Origin of the sequence: Dactylosporangium sp. CA-052675 (assembly GCF_050947935.1) — a bacterium.
Classification (GTDB): Bacteria; Actinomycetota; Actinomycetes; order Mycobacteriales; family Micromonosporaceae; genus Dactylosporangium.
Window position 1 is genome coordinate 6,404,748 of the sequence record NZ_CP192010.1, and the last position, 14,622, is coordinate 6,419,369.

Consider the following 14,622-nt stretch of genomic DNA (forward strand, 5'->3'; position numbering starts at 1 on the left):
CCTAGAAGTGGAAGTCCTGCATCGACACCTTGCCCGTGCCGAGCGACGCGGTGGTCGTCGTCCCCACCGACATCATCACGGCGAGCAGCGCGACGGCCGCGATCCGGACCAGCTTGCGTTGCACGTGAACCTCCTTCTCGTATGCCTTCTCGATTGCATTGCCGAGCCCGCAGCGTGCGGCACCCCGCTTAGCGGCGAGTTGCAGGCCACTTGCAGCGGACCTGGTGCGCTAGCGGTCGGCCGTCTGCTTCGGTTCGTCCTGGTCCAGGGCGGTCACGGTCAGGCCGAGCTGTTCGGCGATCACCGCGAGCGACCCGTCGATGAGCTGCAGGTCGCGCAGGGCCAGCAGCGGCGGCGCGGTGTCGGGCAGGGACAGGGCCGCGGCGAGGGCGGCGAAGCGCGACGCCGAGCGGACGTACGGGCCCGGCGCGTCCCGCCGCAGCCCGGCGACGAGCGCCTCGATCGAGCCCCGCAGCGTGTCCGCCGCGAGCCGCAGGGCCTGCGGCGGCAGGGCGGCGGGCGCCGCGTCGGCCAGGAGGTTGCGGGCGTAGTTGCGCGAGGCCGACAGGCTGTTGGCGAACAGGATGCGCGCCGACGGGACCGGCAGCAGCGGCACGCCGAGCGCCGCCAGGGTCGCCGTCAGCGCCTGGTAGGCGGCGTCCAGGCGGCGCACCTCGGCCCGCAGGCCGGAGCCGGAGCCGGTGCCGGTGCCGAGCAGCTGCGCCACCGCGGCGTCGACCACGGCGGACAGCGCGGTCAGGTACTCGCGCGTCGCGACCCGGACGACCCGGCCGGTGCGCAGGGGCATGACGGCGAGCACGGTGAGCAGCGCCACCGCGGCACCGATGGCCGTCTCGCCCAGGCGCAGCAGGAGCAGGTCGTCGGAGTACTCCCCCAGCTCGACGTAGAGCTGGGACACCGCGATCGTCACGGCCATGACGAACCACGCGTAGCTGGAGCGCATCAGGTAGAGGCCGAGGAACAGCGCCACCAGGATGACCGCCAGGGCGGCGTAGACGTGCGGGCCGATCGCGTGCGCCAGCAGGGCGCCGAGCAGGACGCCCGCCACGGTGCCGATCACGCGTAACGAGCCCTTGCGCAGCTGCTCGCCGGCGTTGTGCGCGCCCATGAACGTGACGAAGGCGGCGATGACGGCCCAGTACCACCGCCGATGGTCGACCGCGTAACCCACGACGAGCGCGGCGGTCGCGGCCACGGCCATCTGCACGGCGACCCGCACGTTCGGGGGGATGCCGGAGCGGCCGAAGCGCCGGACGACCTGGGGCTCCTCGGAGGCGGTCTGGCTGACCCCGGCCGAGCCCGGCAGGAAGCCGCCCGCGAGCTCGGCGGCGGCGGTGAAGAGCACGTCGGGCTCGTCGGAGGGGAGCGCGCGCAGGCCGTACAGCGCCTCCGCCACGACGCGCAGACAGCCGCCGAACCGGTGCGCGACGATGCGCGCCGGCCCCTCGGGCAGCTCCTCCAGCACGGCGCGGCCGGCGGCGTCGGCCCGGTCCGCGTCGAGCTCGCCGACGGCCGCGAGCCCCTCCCGCACCAGGTCCCGCAGCGCGGGCGGCAGGTCGGCGCCGGCGAGGGTGACGGCGAAGCGGGTCAGGTTGGTGACGGCGAGCTCGAGGTCGAACAGGCGCTGGTGCACGATGCCCGGGCTGGTCCCGGCGGGCAGCGCGCCGGGGCGCTCGAGGTAGGCGTCGGCCATGAGCGCGGCCTCGTTGAACGCGAGGGTGCGCCGGCGCAGGCGCCGGACGAGCCGGGCCCGGCGACGGGGGGCCGGAGCCGGGGACTCGGTGAGCGCGAGTGCGGCGGCGGCCACCGCGCGGGAGCGGGCGCCGAACGAGCGGCGCAGCCGGGCCAGGGTGCGGTCGTTGCTGATGCGGAACAGCGTGAGCTGGAGCGCGACGGTGACGGCGACGGCGATGACGACCTCGAGGGTCACCCAGCCGAGGGACCGCGGTGTGATCACGCCGTGCAGGAAGAGCCCGAAGAAGGTGCCGATGAACGCGAAGTTGCCGCCGAAGAAGCCGCGGGGGCCGAACCGCCGCAGGTAGGCGCCGCCGGTGAGCACGGCGATCACGGCGACGAAGCCCCAGAGCTGGTACGGCGCCAGGGCCACCCCGAGCGCGACACCGCCGATCACCGGGATCGGGATGAGCGCGAGGTTCAGCGCCTGCTGCCGCGCGGTGTCGAACATCGGGGCGGCGAACACGCCGCAGAGGGCGACGACCGCGCCGAGCATGAGCGGGACGACGGGCACCGGATCGTGCCGGGCCTGGACCAGCAGCCACTCGGCGGCCATGGCGGCGGACATGGTGACGACGACCTGGGCCGCGAGCCGCACTCGGATTCCGCCCGGATCGTACGCCCGCAGGCGATCGATGAGCGGGTTCACCAGCCGAACCTACCATCGCCGGATCTTCACCGGCGGCGCTGATAAGGCTAGCCTAACCTCGTAGAGAGGCTTACGGGCCGGCCGTCACTGCGCACCCGCGCGCCTGCGGGAGCGGGTCGCGGCCGACCGCAACGCCGGTGACGGCTCGGCGGCCGCCAGGCGGAAAGACTCGCCCGATGGGTTCGAGGGCGCCGGCCACTGGGTAGCGCCCGGCGGAGGGCGGTGGTGGCAAATGGGGCAGACCGCGCGTCTGGGCCGGATCGCCGGCATCCCGGTCGGTGTGCACTGGTCCGTCTTCGTGATCATGCTCCTGCTCGTGCAGGGGCTGGCGGTGGTGATCCTGCCCGGCGGCGCGCCGGGGCACGCGGCGGCCGTGTACTGGGCCGTGGCCGTGGTCGTGGCGGTGGTGTTCCTGAGCGCCCTGCTGGCCCACGAGCTCGGCCACTCGCTCGTGGCCCGGCACTACGGGGTGCGGGTCCGGGCCATCACCCTGTGGCTGCTCGGTGGCGTCTCCCAGCTCGACGGCGAGGCCCCGCACGCCCGCGCCGACCTGCTGATCGCGCTCGCCGGGCCGGTCGTCAGCCTGGTCGGGGCCGGGGTGTTCGCCGCCGCCGCGGCGGTGGTGCACGCCCTGGGCGGCGGCGCGCTGGCGGTGACCGGGCTGGTGTGGCTGGCCGTCGTCAACGTCCTGCTCGGGGTGTTCAACCTGCTGCCCGGCGCGCCGCTGGACGGTGGCCGGGTCCTCGCCGCCGTCCTGTGGTGGGTCCGGGGCGACCGGGCGTCCGCCCGCCGCGCCGCGGCCCGGGCCGGGATCGCGCTCGGCGGCGTGCTGATCGCCGCGGGCTTCCTCCAGGTGCTGCTCACCGCCAACTTCCGCGGGCTGTGGCCGGTGCTGCTGGGCTGGTTCCTCGTCCTGGCCGCCCGGGCGGAGGCCGTCGACACCGTCGTGCGCAACACCCTCGCCGGGGTTCGGGTCGGCGACGTGATGACGACCCCGGCCGTGTGCGGCTACACGAGCCAGTCCGTCGCCGACTTCGTCGCCACGGTGGCCCGCCGCCACCCGCACCGCACCTTCCCCGTCCTGGACCTCGACGGCCACGTGGCCGGCCTGGTCAGCCTCACCCGGCTGGGCAAGGTGCCCAGCGCCGACCGGGAACGGGTGCGCCTGGCCGACGTGTCGGCGCCGGTCGACCCCGCTCGCCTGCTGAACCCGGCCACGACGCTGGTCGACGCCGCCGCGGCGCTGCCGGCCGGCGGGCACCGGCTGGCCCCGGTCGTGACCGAGGGCCGGCTGGCCGGGATCGTGACCCACGGCGACGTGGCCCGCGCCACCGAGCTGGCCGAGCTGGGCATCGCGCCGCACCGCGACGGCCCCGCGGAGCAAGATCGTCCGTAGGGCATCCTGCGACGAGACACGCCGGCGACAAACCGCTGAGACTCCCGAAGACCGGCCGAAGGGCATGTGGATCGGGGCCATGCGGCCGTACGGCGTGGATCGAACCGGCCCGTCCGCGTCCGCGGGCCGCCGGTAGCGGCCCGCGGAGACGGTCAGATGCCGCGCAGCTCGCGGTCGCGCCACGCGGCCGACCAGGAGGTGCGGCCGTTGGTGCGCAGCACCGAGCCCTCGTAGATGCGCGCCCCCAGCAGCAGCGCCCCGGCCGCCGCCGCGGCGAGGAGCACCAGCGCCACGAACGGTTCCCAGGTGGCCGCGGAGCCGTCGAAGAGGCGCAGCGGCATCGCGGTGGGGGCGGAGAACGGGACGTACGACAGGATGCGCATCGCCGCCGGGTTGTCGCCGAGGAAGATGACCGCGAAGAACGGCAGCATCACCAGCAGCTGGACGGGCATGCCGGCGTTGGACACGTCCTCGAGCCGGTTCACGAGCGCGCCGACGGCGGCCCAGAGCGCGGACAGCATGATGAAGCCGAGCACGAAGAACGGGATGAACCAGCTCATCGCCGGGGCGAGCAGCGGCAGCAGGTTGCCGGCGTCGTCGGAGAACTGGGAGCCGACGATGCTCACGACCGCGATCAGGGCGACCTGGGCCAGGGCCAGGATGCCGCCGGCCGCGACCTTGCCGATGAGCAGCGCCCGGACCGGCACCGCCGCGACCAGGATCTCCACCATCCGGGTCTGCTTCTCCTCGACCACGCTCTGCGCGATCTGGATGCCGAAGGTCAGCGAGGTGAAGAAGAACACCAGGGCGAACATGAACGGGACCAGGAACTTGGCGAGCTCGTCAACGGCATCGGGATCCAGCAGGTGTACCTCGGGAGCCACCGACAGCGACCGCACGACATCGCCGGGCGCGTCCCGCATCGCGACGACCTGGGGCTTGCCGCCCTGGTCCACGACCGCGGCGTCGGCGTCCCCGTCGCGCACGGTCCTCTCGGGATCGGTGACGACCTTGACCTCGAGGCCGGCGTCGCGCAGCTTCTGCTCGTACGGCGAGGCCTGCGCCACGGCGACCGACGACGGCCCGCTCACGAGCACGGCCGGCAGCACCGACGAGCCGAGCGCGAACAGCAGGAAGAACACGGTGCTGAACAGGAACGTCTTGTCGCGCAGCTTCACCTTGAGCTCGCGCCCGGCGACGATCCGGACCGCCTCCAGCAGGTTCATCGGGTCACCTCTCGGAAGATCTCGGCGAGCGAGGGTACGACGGGTCCGAACGCGCGCACGGGACCGCGGCTGAGCGCGGCCCGCAGGACGACCTGGTCGTCCGCGGCCTCGGCGAGGTCGAACACGGCCCGGTCGCCGTCGAGGTCGACGACGGTGACCCCGGCCTGGTCGCGCAGCCAGCCCGTGTCGCCGTCGACGCGCAGCTCGTAGCGGGGCTCGGCGAACTGCGCGCGCAGCTGCTCGCGGGTGCCGGTGGCCCGGACGCGCCCGCCGGCGATGATGACCAGGTCGTCGCAGAGCCGTTCGACGACGTCGAGCTGGTGGCTGGAGAACAGGACCGGCACACCGGCCGCGGTCCGGTCCCGCAGCACCCCGACGACGGTGTCGACCGCGTGCGGGTCGAGGCCGGAGAACGGCTCGTCGAGCACGAGCAGCACCGGGTCGTGCACGAGGGCGGCGGCGATCTGGGCGCGCTGCTGGTTGCCCAGCGACAGCTGCTGCAGCGGGTCGTCGGCGCGCTCGCCGAGGCCGAGGCGGTCGAGCAGGTCGGCGGCGGTGCGCCGCACCCGCTCCATCGACAGGCCGTGCAGCCGGCCGAGGTAGATGAGCTGCTCGCGGACGCTCATCTTCGGGTACAGCCCGCGCTCCTCCGGCATGTAGCCGATCTGCCGCCGCAGCCGCGTGCTCAGCGGCGCGCCCTGCCACGTGACCGAGCCGGAGTCGGCCGCGAGGACCCCGAGAATGATGCGCATCGTCGTGGTCTTCCCGGCGCCGTTGGCCCCGACGAACCCGGTCATGCGACCGGCCCCGACGTCGAACGTGACGTCCGAGAGCACCTGCCGGTCGCCGAAGCGCCGGTTGACCCCCTCCACCCGCAGTGCGTCGCTCATGACCATCACCGTAGGCGCCGCGCGACCCCGGCGAATCCGGCTGGCGAATTACCCCCGGGGTCCGTCGCGCGACGGACCCGGCGTCACCACGCCGTGCTCGTAGGCGAAGACGACGGCGGCGGTGCGGTCCCGCAGCCGCAGCTTCGTCAGGACCCGGCTCACGTGCGTCTTCACGGTGGCCTCGCCCAGGAGCAGGCGCGCGGCGATCTCGGCGTTCGTGGCGCCCCCGGCCAGCTCGACCAGCACCTCGCGCTCGCGCGGCGTCAGCTCCTCCAGCCGCACGGCGGCGCCGCCCGCGGGCCGCCGCCCGGGGCGCGCGAACGCCGCGATGACCCGCCGCGTCAGCTCCGGCGCGAGCAGCGCGTCCCCGCGCGCGACGATCCGCACCGCGTCGATGAGCGCCTCGGGGGTGCCGTTCTTGAGCAGGAACCCGCTGGCCCCGGCCTCGAGCGCGGCGAAGAGATAGTCGTCACGGTCGAACGTGGTGAGCATGAGCACGGCCGGCGCCGGCCCGGCCGCGGTGATCTCCCGGGTCGCGGCGAGCCCGTCGACGCCGGGCATCTCGACGTCCATGAGCAGCACGTCGGCGGGGGTGCTGCGGGCCAGCTCGACGGCCTGCCGCCCGTCGGCCGCCTCCCCGACCACGCTCAGGTCGTCCTCCGTCTCGAGGATGACCCGAAAGCCCGTGCGCACGAGCTGGTGGTCGTCGGCGAGCAGCACCCGAATCATGCCCGCGACCTTAGTATCCTCTCGCCTCATGGATGCGATGGTGTTCACGGGCGGGCCGATCTGGACCGGCGACGGGTCCCGGCCGCAGGCGCTGGCCACCGCCGGTGACCGCATCGTCGCCGTCGGGGATCTCGCGGACGTGCGCGCGGCGGTGCCGGGCGCGCACGAGCTCGTCGACCTCGCGGGCCGCCTGCTCATCCCCGGCCTGCACGACGCCCACGTGCACCCGGTGCAGGGCGCCCTCGAGCGGCTGCGCTGTGACCTGTCCCACCTGCACGACCGGGCGGGCTATTTGGACGCCGTGGCCGCGTACGCCGCGTCGCACCCCGACCGCGCCTGGATCACCGGCGGCGGCTGGTCGATGTCGGCGTTCCCGGGCGGGCTGCCGGTGGGCGCGGACCTCGACGCCGTGGTGGCCGACCGCCCCGTGTTCCTGCCCAACCGCGACCACCACTCCGCGTGGGTCAACTCGGCCGCCCTGCGCGCGGCGGGCATCGACGCGTCCACCCCGGACCCGCGCAACGGCCGGATCGAGCGCTCGGCCGACGGCTCCCCGTCCGGCGTGCTGCACGAGGCCGCGATGGATCTCGTGACCCCGCTGCTGCCGCCGGACACCGCGGCCGACTACGACCACGCGCTCATGGAGGCGCAGCGGTACCTCTTCTCGCTGGGCGTCACCGGCTGGCAGGACGCGATCGTGGGCTCGTACGCGGGCTCCCGCGACCAGTTCGGCACCTACGTGTCCGCGGCCGACTCGGGCCGGCTGCGCGCACGGGTCGCCGGCGCGCTGTGGTGGGACCGCGACCGCGGCCTCGACCAGCTCGAGGACTTCCGCGCCCGGCGCCGCCTCGAGGGCCGGTTCGTCACCCGCACCGTGAAGATCATGCAGGACGGCGTGGCCGAGAACTTCACCGCCGCGATGCTCGAACCCTACGTCGGCAAGGATTTCTGCGGTACTTCCAATGTCGACCCGGACCTCCTGTCGTCCTATGTGGACGCGCTGGACGCCGCGGGGTTCGCGGTGCACTTCCACGCCATCGGCGACCGGGCCGTCCGCGAGTGCCTCGACGCCGTGGCGGCCGGCGGCAACACCCAGCGCCACCACATCGCCCACCTGCACGTGGTGGACCCGGCGGACGTGCCCCGCTTCGCGGCGCTGGACGTGACCGCGAACATCCAGTCCCTGTGGGCCACGCACCACGAGCAGAACGACACCCTGTGCGTGCCGTTCTTCGGCCCGGAGCGGGTCGCGCACCAGTACCCGTTCGGGGCCATCGCACGGGCGGGCGGCCGGTTGGCGGCGGGCAGCGACTGGCCCGTGTCCACGCCCGACCCGTGGCCGGCGATGCACGTGGCGGTACACCGGACGGAACCCCCGGGCTCGGCGGAGTCCGCCTGGCCGATGGCCCGCACGCCGATGCTGCCCGAGCAGGCCCTGACGCTGGAGCAGGCGCTGCGGGCCTACACCGCCGGCTCGGCGTACGTGAGCCATCTGGACGCGCGGATCGGCACCCTGGAGCCGGGCAAGGCGGCGGACCTGGTCGTGCTGGACCGCGACCCGTTCGCGCCGGGCACCACCCTGCACGACACCCGGGCCGACCTGGTCTTCGTGGACGGCTCGCCGGTCCACGAACGCTGAGGTCGTCCGATCCTGTCCGGCCGTGTCCGAGACCGCGGGCGCCGCCCGGCCGTCGTCCACGATGCCGCCATGACCAGACATCGCCTCGCCCGGGTCCCCGCGCGCTGGCCGGCCTCGGCGAGGGCCGAGGCGTCACATGCCGGTGCGGGCCCAGCGGCGCACGGTGTAGTGGATGCGCGCCTCGCCGGCCACTGTGCGCGCGGCCACACCCGCGAGGGAGCCGAGCAACCACACGCAAGGCGCGAGCACCAGCCCGGCCGCTACCGACAGCACCACGTCGACTCCTGTTCGCGAAGGTTCCGGTCGCCGACCATCGTCGGGCCGACGCGTGACCTTACCGGGTGCCGGACGGTCGCCTCCGGGGTGCTATCCCCACCACCGCGGCGACCACGCCGATGGAGTGCAAGTTCGCGACCAAGGAGGAGGTCTCCGACATCGTCGGCGAGCCCGTGCTGTCGTTCAGCGTGGCCGTCGGCGGATGCTGGTACCGGCTCTCCGGCTCCGGGATCGGCACCAACGAGGTGAAGATCACCGTGTTCTACAACAAGGTGTTCCAGCCCCAGAAGGGCGAGGTCGCCGTCTCCGGCCTCGGCGGCACGGCCTCCTGGGACGACGACCTGGGCATGCTCACCGTCCAGCTCGGCAAGAACGTGCTGTGGACGCAGGTCGGCTCCATCAAGGCCGACGACAAGCTGGAGCGGGCCAAGCGGCTGGTCGCCCTCGTGCGCAAGCGGATCTGACCCGTCGGCGCGCCGCCGGCCCCGGGCCGGATCGTACGATCGGCGGATGGAGCTGTGGGAGCGGTCCGCGGCCCTCGACCGGCTCGATGACCTGCTGCGCCGGGCCGGCGACGGCGGGCGGGTCGCGCTGGTGTCCGGCGAGGCCGGGCTCGGCAAGTCCGCCGTCGTCGGCGAGTTCGCCCGGCGCTGCGGCAGCCGCGCCCGAGTCCTGTGGGGCGCGTGCGACCGGCTGGTCACGCCGCGGGTCCTCGGGCCGCTGCGGGACATCGGCCGGCAGACCGGCGGCGCCCTCGCCGCCCGGCTGGACGCGGGCGCGGCCCCGGGCGAGGTGTTCGCCGCGTTCCTCGACGAGCTGTCGGGGCCGCGGCAGCGGGCGCGGCCGGTCGTCGTGGTCGAGGACGCGCACTGGGCCGACGAGGCGACGCTGGACTGGCTGATGTTTCTCGGCCGGCGCGTCGACCGGGTCGCGGCGTTGCTGGTGCTGACGTACCGCGACGACGAACTCGGCCCGGAGCACCCGCTGCGCGGCGCGCTCGCCGCCCTGCCGAGCCGGGCCGTCGATCGGATCGCGCTCGCCCCGCTGTCGCCGGAGACGGTCGCCGAGCAGGCCCGCCGCGCCGGGCGCGATCCGGTCGTGGTGCACCGGCTCACCGGAGGCAATCCCCTGCTCGTCACGGAGCTGCTCAAGACCGGGGCGGCCGAGGTGCCGGCGGCGGTACAGGATCTGATTCTGGATCGGATGCGAGCACTGCCCGCGGCCGCCCGGGAGCTGGCGCAGCTGGTGTCCGTGGTCCCGACCCGGGCCGACGGGGCGCTCGTCGCGGACGCGCCCGACCCGGTCGACGAGGCGATCGCGGGCGGGGTGCTGGTCCCGTCCGGCGACGGTGTGGCGTTCCGGCACGAGCTGCTGCGCGGCGCCGTCGAAAACGCGCTGTCGCCGGCGCGGCGGGCGGCGCTGCATCGGCGGGTGCTCGAGGTGCTGGCCGGGGTGGCGGGCGTCGACCCGGGCCGGCTGGTGCACCACGCCGTGAACGCGGGCGACGGCGGGGCGGTGCTGCGGTACGGCCGGATCGCCGGGGCCGGCGCCGGGCGGCAGGGCGCGCACCGCGAGGCCGCCGCGCACTACCGGGCCGCCGTCGAACACGCCGCGCGGCTCGACCCGCCCGATCGGGCCGCGCTGCTGGAGGAGTACGCGGGGCAGGCCTACCTCGCCGGGCTGCACGACGAGGGTCTGCGCGCCCGCCACGCCGCGCTCGCCCTCCGCGAGTCCCTGCGGCAGCCGGACCTGATCGGGGAGAACCTGCGCTGGATCTCCCGGCTGGCCTGGTGGACGGGCGACGCGCAGCTGTCGCGGCAGGCGGCCGGGCAGGCGGTGACCGTGGCGGCCGAGCGGGGCGGGGAGCAGCAGCTCGCGACGGCGTACGGCAACCTCGCGCAGCTGTCCTGCCTGACGTACGAGCTCGACGAGGCCGTCGGCTGGGGCGAACGCGCCCGCGCCGTCGCCGAGCGGCTCGGCGACCTCGACACCGCGCTGTCGGCCACGATCAGCGTCGAGACGGCCCGGCTCGCCCTCGGCGCCCCCGGCGCGCGGGAGGCCCTGGAGACCGCGCACCGCACCGCCGCCGCCCACGGGCTCACCGAGCACGCCGCCCGGGCGCTGGGCAACATCGCCGGCGTCCTCGCCGACGAGCTGGCGCGGTACAGCGACGCGGTGGCGGCCACCGAGGCGGTCGGCGCGTACGCGGCCACGCACAACCTCGACGGCTGGGCACTCTACGTCCTGGGCGTCCGGTCCCGGCTCCGGCTGGAGCGCGCCGAGTGGGACGACGCGCTCACCGACGCCGACGAGATCATCGCCCGCTGCGGCGGGGCCGGCATCAACGCCGTGCTGCCGCTGGCCGTGAAGGGCCGCATCCTCGCCGCCCGCGGGCACCGCGACGCGCCGGCGACGCTCGACGCCGGGCTGCGGGAGGCGTTGCGCGTCAACGCCGTGCAGTTCGTCGCACCGGTCGCCGACGGCCGCTCGGAGTACTTCCTGTGGGCCGGCGACCCGCGGCGGGCCCAGCGGGAGGCGCTGCGCGGGCTGGAGCTCGCCGCGACCGTCGACGGCCAGCCCTTCGTCACCGGCCGGCTCGCCTACCGCTACCGGCGCGCCGGCGGGACCGGCCCGCTGCCGGAGAGCATCGCCCGCCCGTACCGCCTGATGATCGACGGCGAGTGGCGCGCGGCCGCCGAGGAGTGGGCGAGCCGCGGCGGGACGTACCTGCGGGCCGAGGCGCTCGCCGCCGGGGACGAGCCGGCCGCGCTCGAGGCGCTGCGCCTCTACGACGACCTCGGCGCCGCGAAGCCCGCCGACCGCCTGCGGGCCGAGCTGCGCCGGCGGGGCGTCGCCCGGGTGCCGCGCGGCCCCCGCCGGGCGACCGCCGCACACGCCGCCGGCCTGACCCCGCGCCAGGCCGACGTCCTCGGCCTGCTCATCGAGGGCCTGACCAACGCCGAGATCGCCGCCCGGCTCACGCTGTCGGCGAAGACCGTCGACCACCACATCTCGGCGGTGCTGGCCAAGCTCGGCGTGACCAGCCGCGCCCAGGCCGTCGCGGTCGCGCACCGCCGCAACCTGGGCGGCGCCGGGCGGCTCCCCTGATCCGCTACCGTCCGGCGCCGGTGGGGACGTCGATGACCACCTGCCCCTGCGCGTCGACGGTCGCGGGGTAGACGGTCAGGCTCGGCTGGCCCGTCGTCGAACACCCCGTCGCCAGGTCGAACGCGTGCTGGTGCAGGGGGCACACCACCTGCCGCAGGTCGGTCAGGCCGTCGGCCAGCGGGCCGCCCCGGTGCGGGCAGAGCGCGGACACGGCGCGCACCGAGCCGTCGCGCAGGTGGAAGACCGCGACCAGCTCGCCGTCCACGTCGTAGGCGCGGCCCTCGCCCGGCGGGATCGACGTCAGGGGGCCGAGCACCGTCCGCACGATCACGGCCGCCGCACCGACTCGAACTGGCCGGGCGTGGCCGTCGCGTGGCGTTCGAGCCACGGGTCGCGGTAGGCCGCGACCGATGCGGCGATGGCGGCGTCGAGGCGCTCGGCCCAGCCGAAGGCGTCGTCGACGATCGCGAGGCGGAGGTGGTCGATGCCGAGCCGCGGGACCCACGCGTACGTGCGCTCCAGCCAGTTCGCGCTCTCCCGGTAGTACTGGATGAAGCGCCCGGTCAAGGTGAGCACCTCGGCGGGGTCCGGCACCGTGGCGAGCAGGTCGCCCTTGCGCACGTGCGCGCCGGCCGCGCCGCCGACGTAGATCTCCCAGCGGCCGCCCTCGACGGCGACCACGCCGAGGTCCTTGACGTAGGCCTCGGCGCAGTTGCGCGGGCAGCCGGTCACCGCGAGCTTCAGCTTGCCCGGGCCCTCGATGCCCTGGTACCGCTCCTCGATCGCGATGCCGAGGGCCGTGGAGTCGCCGAGGCCGAAGCGGCAGAACTCGGCGCCGACACAGGTCTTCACGGTGCGGAAGGATTTGCCGTACGCCCACCCCGACGGCATCCCGAGGTCCTCCCACATCGCCGGGAGGTCCTCCTTGCGCACCCCCAGCAGGTCGATGCGCTGCCCGCCGGTCAGCTTGACCATCGGCACCTCGTACTGCTCCGCGACCTCGGCGATGCGCCGCAGCTGGGCGGGGGTGGTGACGCCGCCCTTGAGCTGCGGCACGACCGAGAAGGTGCCGTCGCGCTGGATGTTGGCGTGCACGCGGTCGTTGATGAACCGCGCGTCGCGCTCGTCGACGTAGTCCGCGCCCCACATCATGCGCAGCAGCGAGGCGAGCCCCATCTTGCTCCGGGCGTCCTCGGCCCCGCCGGGCGCGAGCGCCGCGAACACGGCCGACACCGACCGCAGCCCCCGCGCACGGATCGCCGCCATCAGCGATGCCTTGTCCATCGGTACGCCCGGCACGTACCACGACGCCGACGGATCCTCCTCCGCCGCGCCGCCCGCGGCCCACTCGACGATCTGGGCCACCAGCGTCTTGCACGAGCCGCAGCCCTTGCCGGCGCGGGTGGTCTCCATCGCGGCGCCGACCGACCGGGCGCCCGAGGAGACGGCGTCGCCCAGCGCGCGCTTGGTGACCCCGTTGCAGTTGCACACCTGCAGGTCGTCGGGGAGCCCGGCCACGTCGTCCGGGGCCGGGCCGAGGTCGAACAGCAGCTCGGCGCGCTCGGGCGGCAGGGGCAGGCCCTCGTGGTACGCCCGCGTCAGGGAGGCCGCCTTGCGCACGTCGCCGACGAGGGTCGCGCCCACGAGCCGGCCGTCGCGGATCACGACGCTGCGGTAGACGCCGCGGCGCGGCTCGGCGAACACCACCGTCTCGTCGTCGTCGCGCTCGCCCTCGCGCAGGCCCATCGAGGCCACGTCGACACCGGCCACCTTGAGCCTGGTGGCGGTGCGGGTGCCGTGGTACTCGGCGGCCGGGTCGGACCCGGTGATCTGGTCGGCGAGGACGCGGGCCTGCTCCCACAGCGGCGCCACGAGGCCGTAGGTCTCGCCGCGGTGCTGCACGCACTCGCCGACGGCGTAGATGTCGGGCTCGTCGAGGGCGCGCATCCGGTCGTCGACGACGATCCCGCGCTCGACCACGAGCCCGCTCGCGGCGGCGAGGTCCGCGTTGGGGCGGATGCCGGCCGCGACCACCACCACGTCGCACGGGATGTCCCGCCCGTCGCGCAGCCGGACGCCGGTGACCGCGTCGCGGCCGAGGATCTCGGTCGTGCGGGCGCCGGTGACGACCTCGATGCCGAGCGCCTCGACGCTGCGGCGCAGGATCTCCCCGCCCTGCGCGTCGAGCTGGGCGTGCATGAGGTGGCCGCCGGAGTGCACGAGCGTCACGTGCGGCAGGTGCGCCTGCAGGCCCCGCGCCGCCTCGAGGCCGAGCAGCCCGCCGCCGATGACGACCGCGCGCTCGTGCTGCCGCGCATAGCGGATCATGGCGCGGGTGTCGTCCAGCGTGCGGAACGCGAAGACGCCCTGGTGGTAGCCGCGGCCCGGCTGCCGGATGCCGGGAATCGCGGGCACGTGGGCGCTGCTGCCGGTGGCGATGACCAGCCTGTCGTACGCCCGCTCGGTCCCGTCCTCGGCGAGCACCACGCGGGCGAAGCGGTCGATGCGGGTCACGCGGACGCCGGTGCGCAGCTCGATGCCGTGCTCCCGGTACCACTCCAGGTCGTTGAGGAAGATCCCGGCCTCGTCCTCGGCGCCGCTGAGCACGTTGGACAGCAGGATGCGGTTGTAGTTGCCGTAGGGCTCCGCCCCGAACATCGTGATGTCGAACAGCTCCGCGCCGCCGCGCCGGAGGATCTCCTCGACGGTCCGCGCGCCGGCCATCCCGTTGCCGATGACCACCAGCCTCAGCCTGCTCGTGCGACCTCCGCTTCGCTCCGGTCGCACGAGCTCCGGGCTGTGCTCCTGATGAGCGGCCCCTCCGCTTCGCTCCGGACCGCTCACGCGACCTCCGCTTCGCTCCGGTCGCACGAGCTCCGGGCTGTGCTCCTGATGAGCGGCCCCTCCGCTTCGCTCCGGACCGCTCACGCGACCTCCGCTTCGCTCCGGTCGCA

At 74.9% G+C, this 14,622-nt stretch carries 12 protein-coding genes; 4 read left to right on the forward strand and 8 right to left on the reverse strand.

Annotated features, from left to right (window positions below; all coding sequences use genetic code 11):
• Position 1 precedes the first annotated feature (1 nt).
• Together ACQP1P_RS28545 and ACQP1P_RS28550 are read right to left on the reverse strand one after the other, a co-directional pair.
• Complete coding sequence (locus ACQP1P_RS28545) at positions 2-124, reverse strand: hypothetical protein (RefSeq protein ID WP_433075079.1); 123 nt, start codon at positions 122-124, stop codon at positions 2-4.
• A 105-nt stretch (positions 125-229) separates the two neighbouring features.
• The gene (locus ACQP1P_RS28550; protein ID WP_433075081.1) at positions 230-2,404 is read right to left on the reverse strand and encodes an FUSC family protein; all 2,175 of its coding nucleotides are present in this window, start codon (positions 2,402-2,404) and stop codon (positions 230-232) included.
• A 232-nt stretch (positions 2,405-2,636) separates the two neighbouring features.
• Between ACQP1P_RS28550 and ACQP1P_RS28555 the strand changes: the two genes are divergently transcribed.
• Entirely contained in the window at positions 2,637-3,800 is a 1,164-nt protein-coding gene (locus ACQP1P_RS28555; protein ID WP_433075084.1) for a site-2 protease family protein, read from the forward strand.
• A gap of 152 nt (positions 3,801-3,952) precedes the next feature.
• Here ACQP1P_RS28555 and ACQP1P_RS28560 read toward each other — a convergent pair whose 3' ends face one another.
• From ACQP1P_RS28560 to ACQP1P_RS28570, 3 genes are read right to left on the reverse strand one after another with little or no spacing between them, the layout of a single operon-like run.
• Complete coding sequence (locus ACQP1P_RS28560; RefSeq protein ID WP_433075087.1) at positions 3,953-5,026, reverse strand: ABC transporter permease; 1,074 nt, start codon at positions 5,024-5,026, stop codon at positions 3,953-3,955.
• The gene (locus ACQP1P_RS28565; RefSeq protein ID WP_433075090.1) at positions 5,023-5,916 is read right to left on the reverse strand and encodes an ABC transporter ATP-binding protein; all 894 of its coding nucleotides are present in this window, start codon (positions 5,914-5,916) and stop codon (positions 5,023-5,025) included. Before ACQP1P_RS28565 ends, ACQP1P_RS28560 begins: the two co-directional genes overlap by 4 nt.
• Before the next feature lie 48 nt (positions 5,917-5,964).
• Positions 5,965-6,645: a response regulator gene (locus ACQP1P_RS28570; RefSeq protein WP_433075093.1), complete on the reverse strand. Its 681-nt coding sequence runs from the start codon at positions 6,643-6,645 to the stop codon at positions 5,965-5,967.
• 28 nt (positions 6,646-6,673) lie between these two features.
• Between ACQP1P_RS28570 and ACQP1P_RS28575 the strand changes: the two genes are divergently transcribed.
• The gene (locus tag ACQP1P_RS28575; RefSeq protein WP_433075095.1) at positions 6,674-8,284 is read left to right on the forward strand and encodes an amidohydrolase; all 1,611 of its coding nucleotides are present in this window, start codon (positions 6,674-6,676) and stop codon (positions 8,282-8,284) included.
• A 132-nt stretch (positions 8,285-8,416) separates the two neighbouring features.
• On the opposite strand, the gene ACQP1P_RS28580 is transcribed toward ACQP1P_RS28575, so the two are convergent.
• Positions 8,417-8,560 carry a hypothetical protein gene (locus ACQP1P_RS28580; RefSeq protein WP_433075098.1) on the reverse strand — a complete coding sequence of 48 codons (144 nt, stop codon included), beginning with the start codon at positions 8,558-8,560 and terminating at the stop codon, positions 8,417-8,419.
• A 119-nt stretch (positions 8,561-8,679) separates the two neighbouring features.
• Between ACQP1P_RS28580 and ACQP1P_RS28585 the strand changes: the two genes are divergently transcribed.
• Together ACQP1P_RS28585 and ACQP1P_RS28590 are read left to right on the forward strand one after the other, a co-directional pair.
• Positions 8,680-9,024 (forward strand): hypothetical protein, encoded by a 345-nt coding sequence (locus ACQP1P_RS28585; RefSeq protein ID WP_433075101.1) that lies wholly within the window; start codon positions 8,680-8,682, stop codon positions 9,022-9,024.
• A 46-nt stretch (positions 9,025-9,070) separates the two neighbouring features.
• Positions 9,071-11,668, forward strand: coding sequence for an ATP-binding protein (locus tag ACQP1P_RS28590; RefSeq protein WP_433075104.1), 2,598 nt, complete (start codon positions 9,071-9,073; stop codon positions 11,666-11,668).
• Between the two features lie 4 nt (positions 11,669-11,672).
• Here the strand turns inward: ACQP1P_RS28590 and ACQP1P_RS28595 are convergent, their stop codons facing one another.
• The gene (locus tag ACQP1P_RS28595) at positions 11,673-11,999 is read right to left on the reverse strand and encodes a Rieske (2Fe-2S) protein (RefSeq protein WP_433075107.1); all 327 of its coding nucleotides are present in this window, start codon (positions 11,997-11,999) and stop codon (positions 11,673-11,675) included.
• On the reverse strand, positions 11,996-14,410 hold the full coding sequence (nirB, locus tag ACQP1P_RS28600; protein ID WP_433075110.1) for a nitrite reductase large subunit NirB: 2,415 nt from the start codon (positions 14,408-14,410) through the stop codon (positions 11,996-11,998). Before nirB ends, ACQP1P_RS28595 begins: the two co-directional genes overlap by 4 nt.
• Between the last annotated feature and the right edge of the window lie 212 nt (positions 14,411-14,622).

What these genes read in the sequence shown, in the direction of transcription:
- ACQP1P_RS28555 (WP_433075084.1), top strand. Translation starts at nt 2,637, where the DNA reads ATGGGGCAGACCGCGCGTCTGGGCCGGATCGCCGGCATCCCGGTCGGT.
- ACQP1P_RS28560 (WP_433075087.1), bottom strand. Translation starts at nt 5,026, where the DNA reads ATGAACCTGCTGGAGGCGGTCCGGATCGTCGCCGGGCGCGAGCTCAAG.
- ACQP1P_RS28565 (WP_433075090.1), bottom strand. Translation starts at nt 5,916, where the DNA reads ATGAGCGACGCACTGCGGGTGGAGGGGGTCAACCGGCGCTTCGGCGAC.
- ACQP1P_RS28570 (WP_433075093.1), bottom strand. Translation starts at nt 6,645, where the DNA reads ATGATTCGGGTGCTGCTCGCCGACGACCACCAGCTCGTGCGCACGGGC.
- ACQP1P_RS28575 (WP_433075095.1), top strand. Translation starts at nt 6,674, where the DNA reads ATGGATGCGATGGTGTTCACGGGCGGGCCGATCTGGACCGGCGACGGG.
- ACQP1P_RS28585 (WP_433075101.1), top strand. Translation starts at nt 8,680, where the DNA reads ATGGAGTGCAAGTTCGCGACCAAGGAGGAGGTCTCCGACATCGTCGGC.
- ACQP1P_RS28590 (WP_433075104.1), top strand. Translation starts at nt 9,071, where the DNA reads ATGGAGCTGTGGGAGCGGTCCGCGGCCCTCGACCGGCTCGATGACCTG.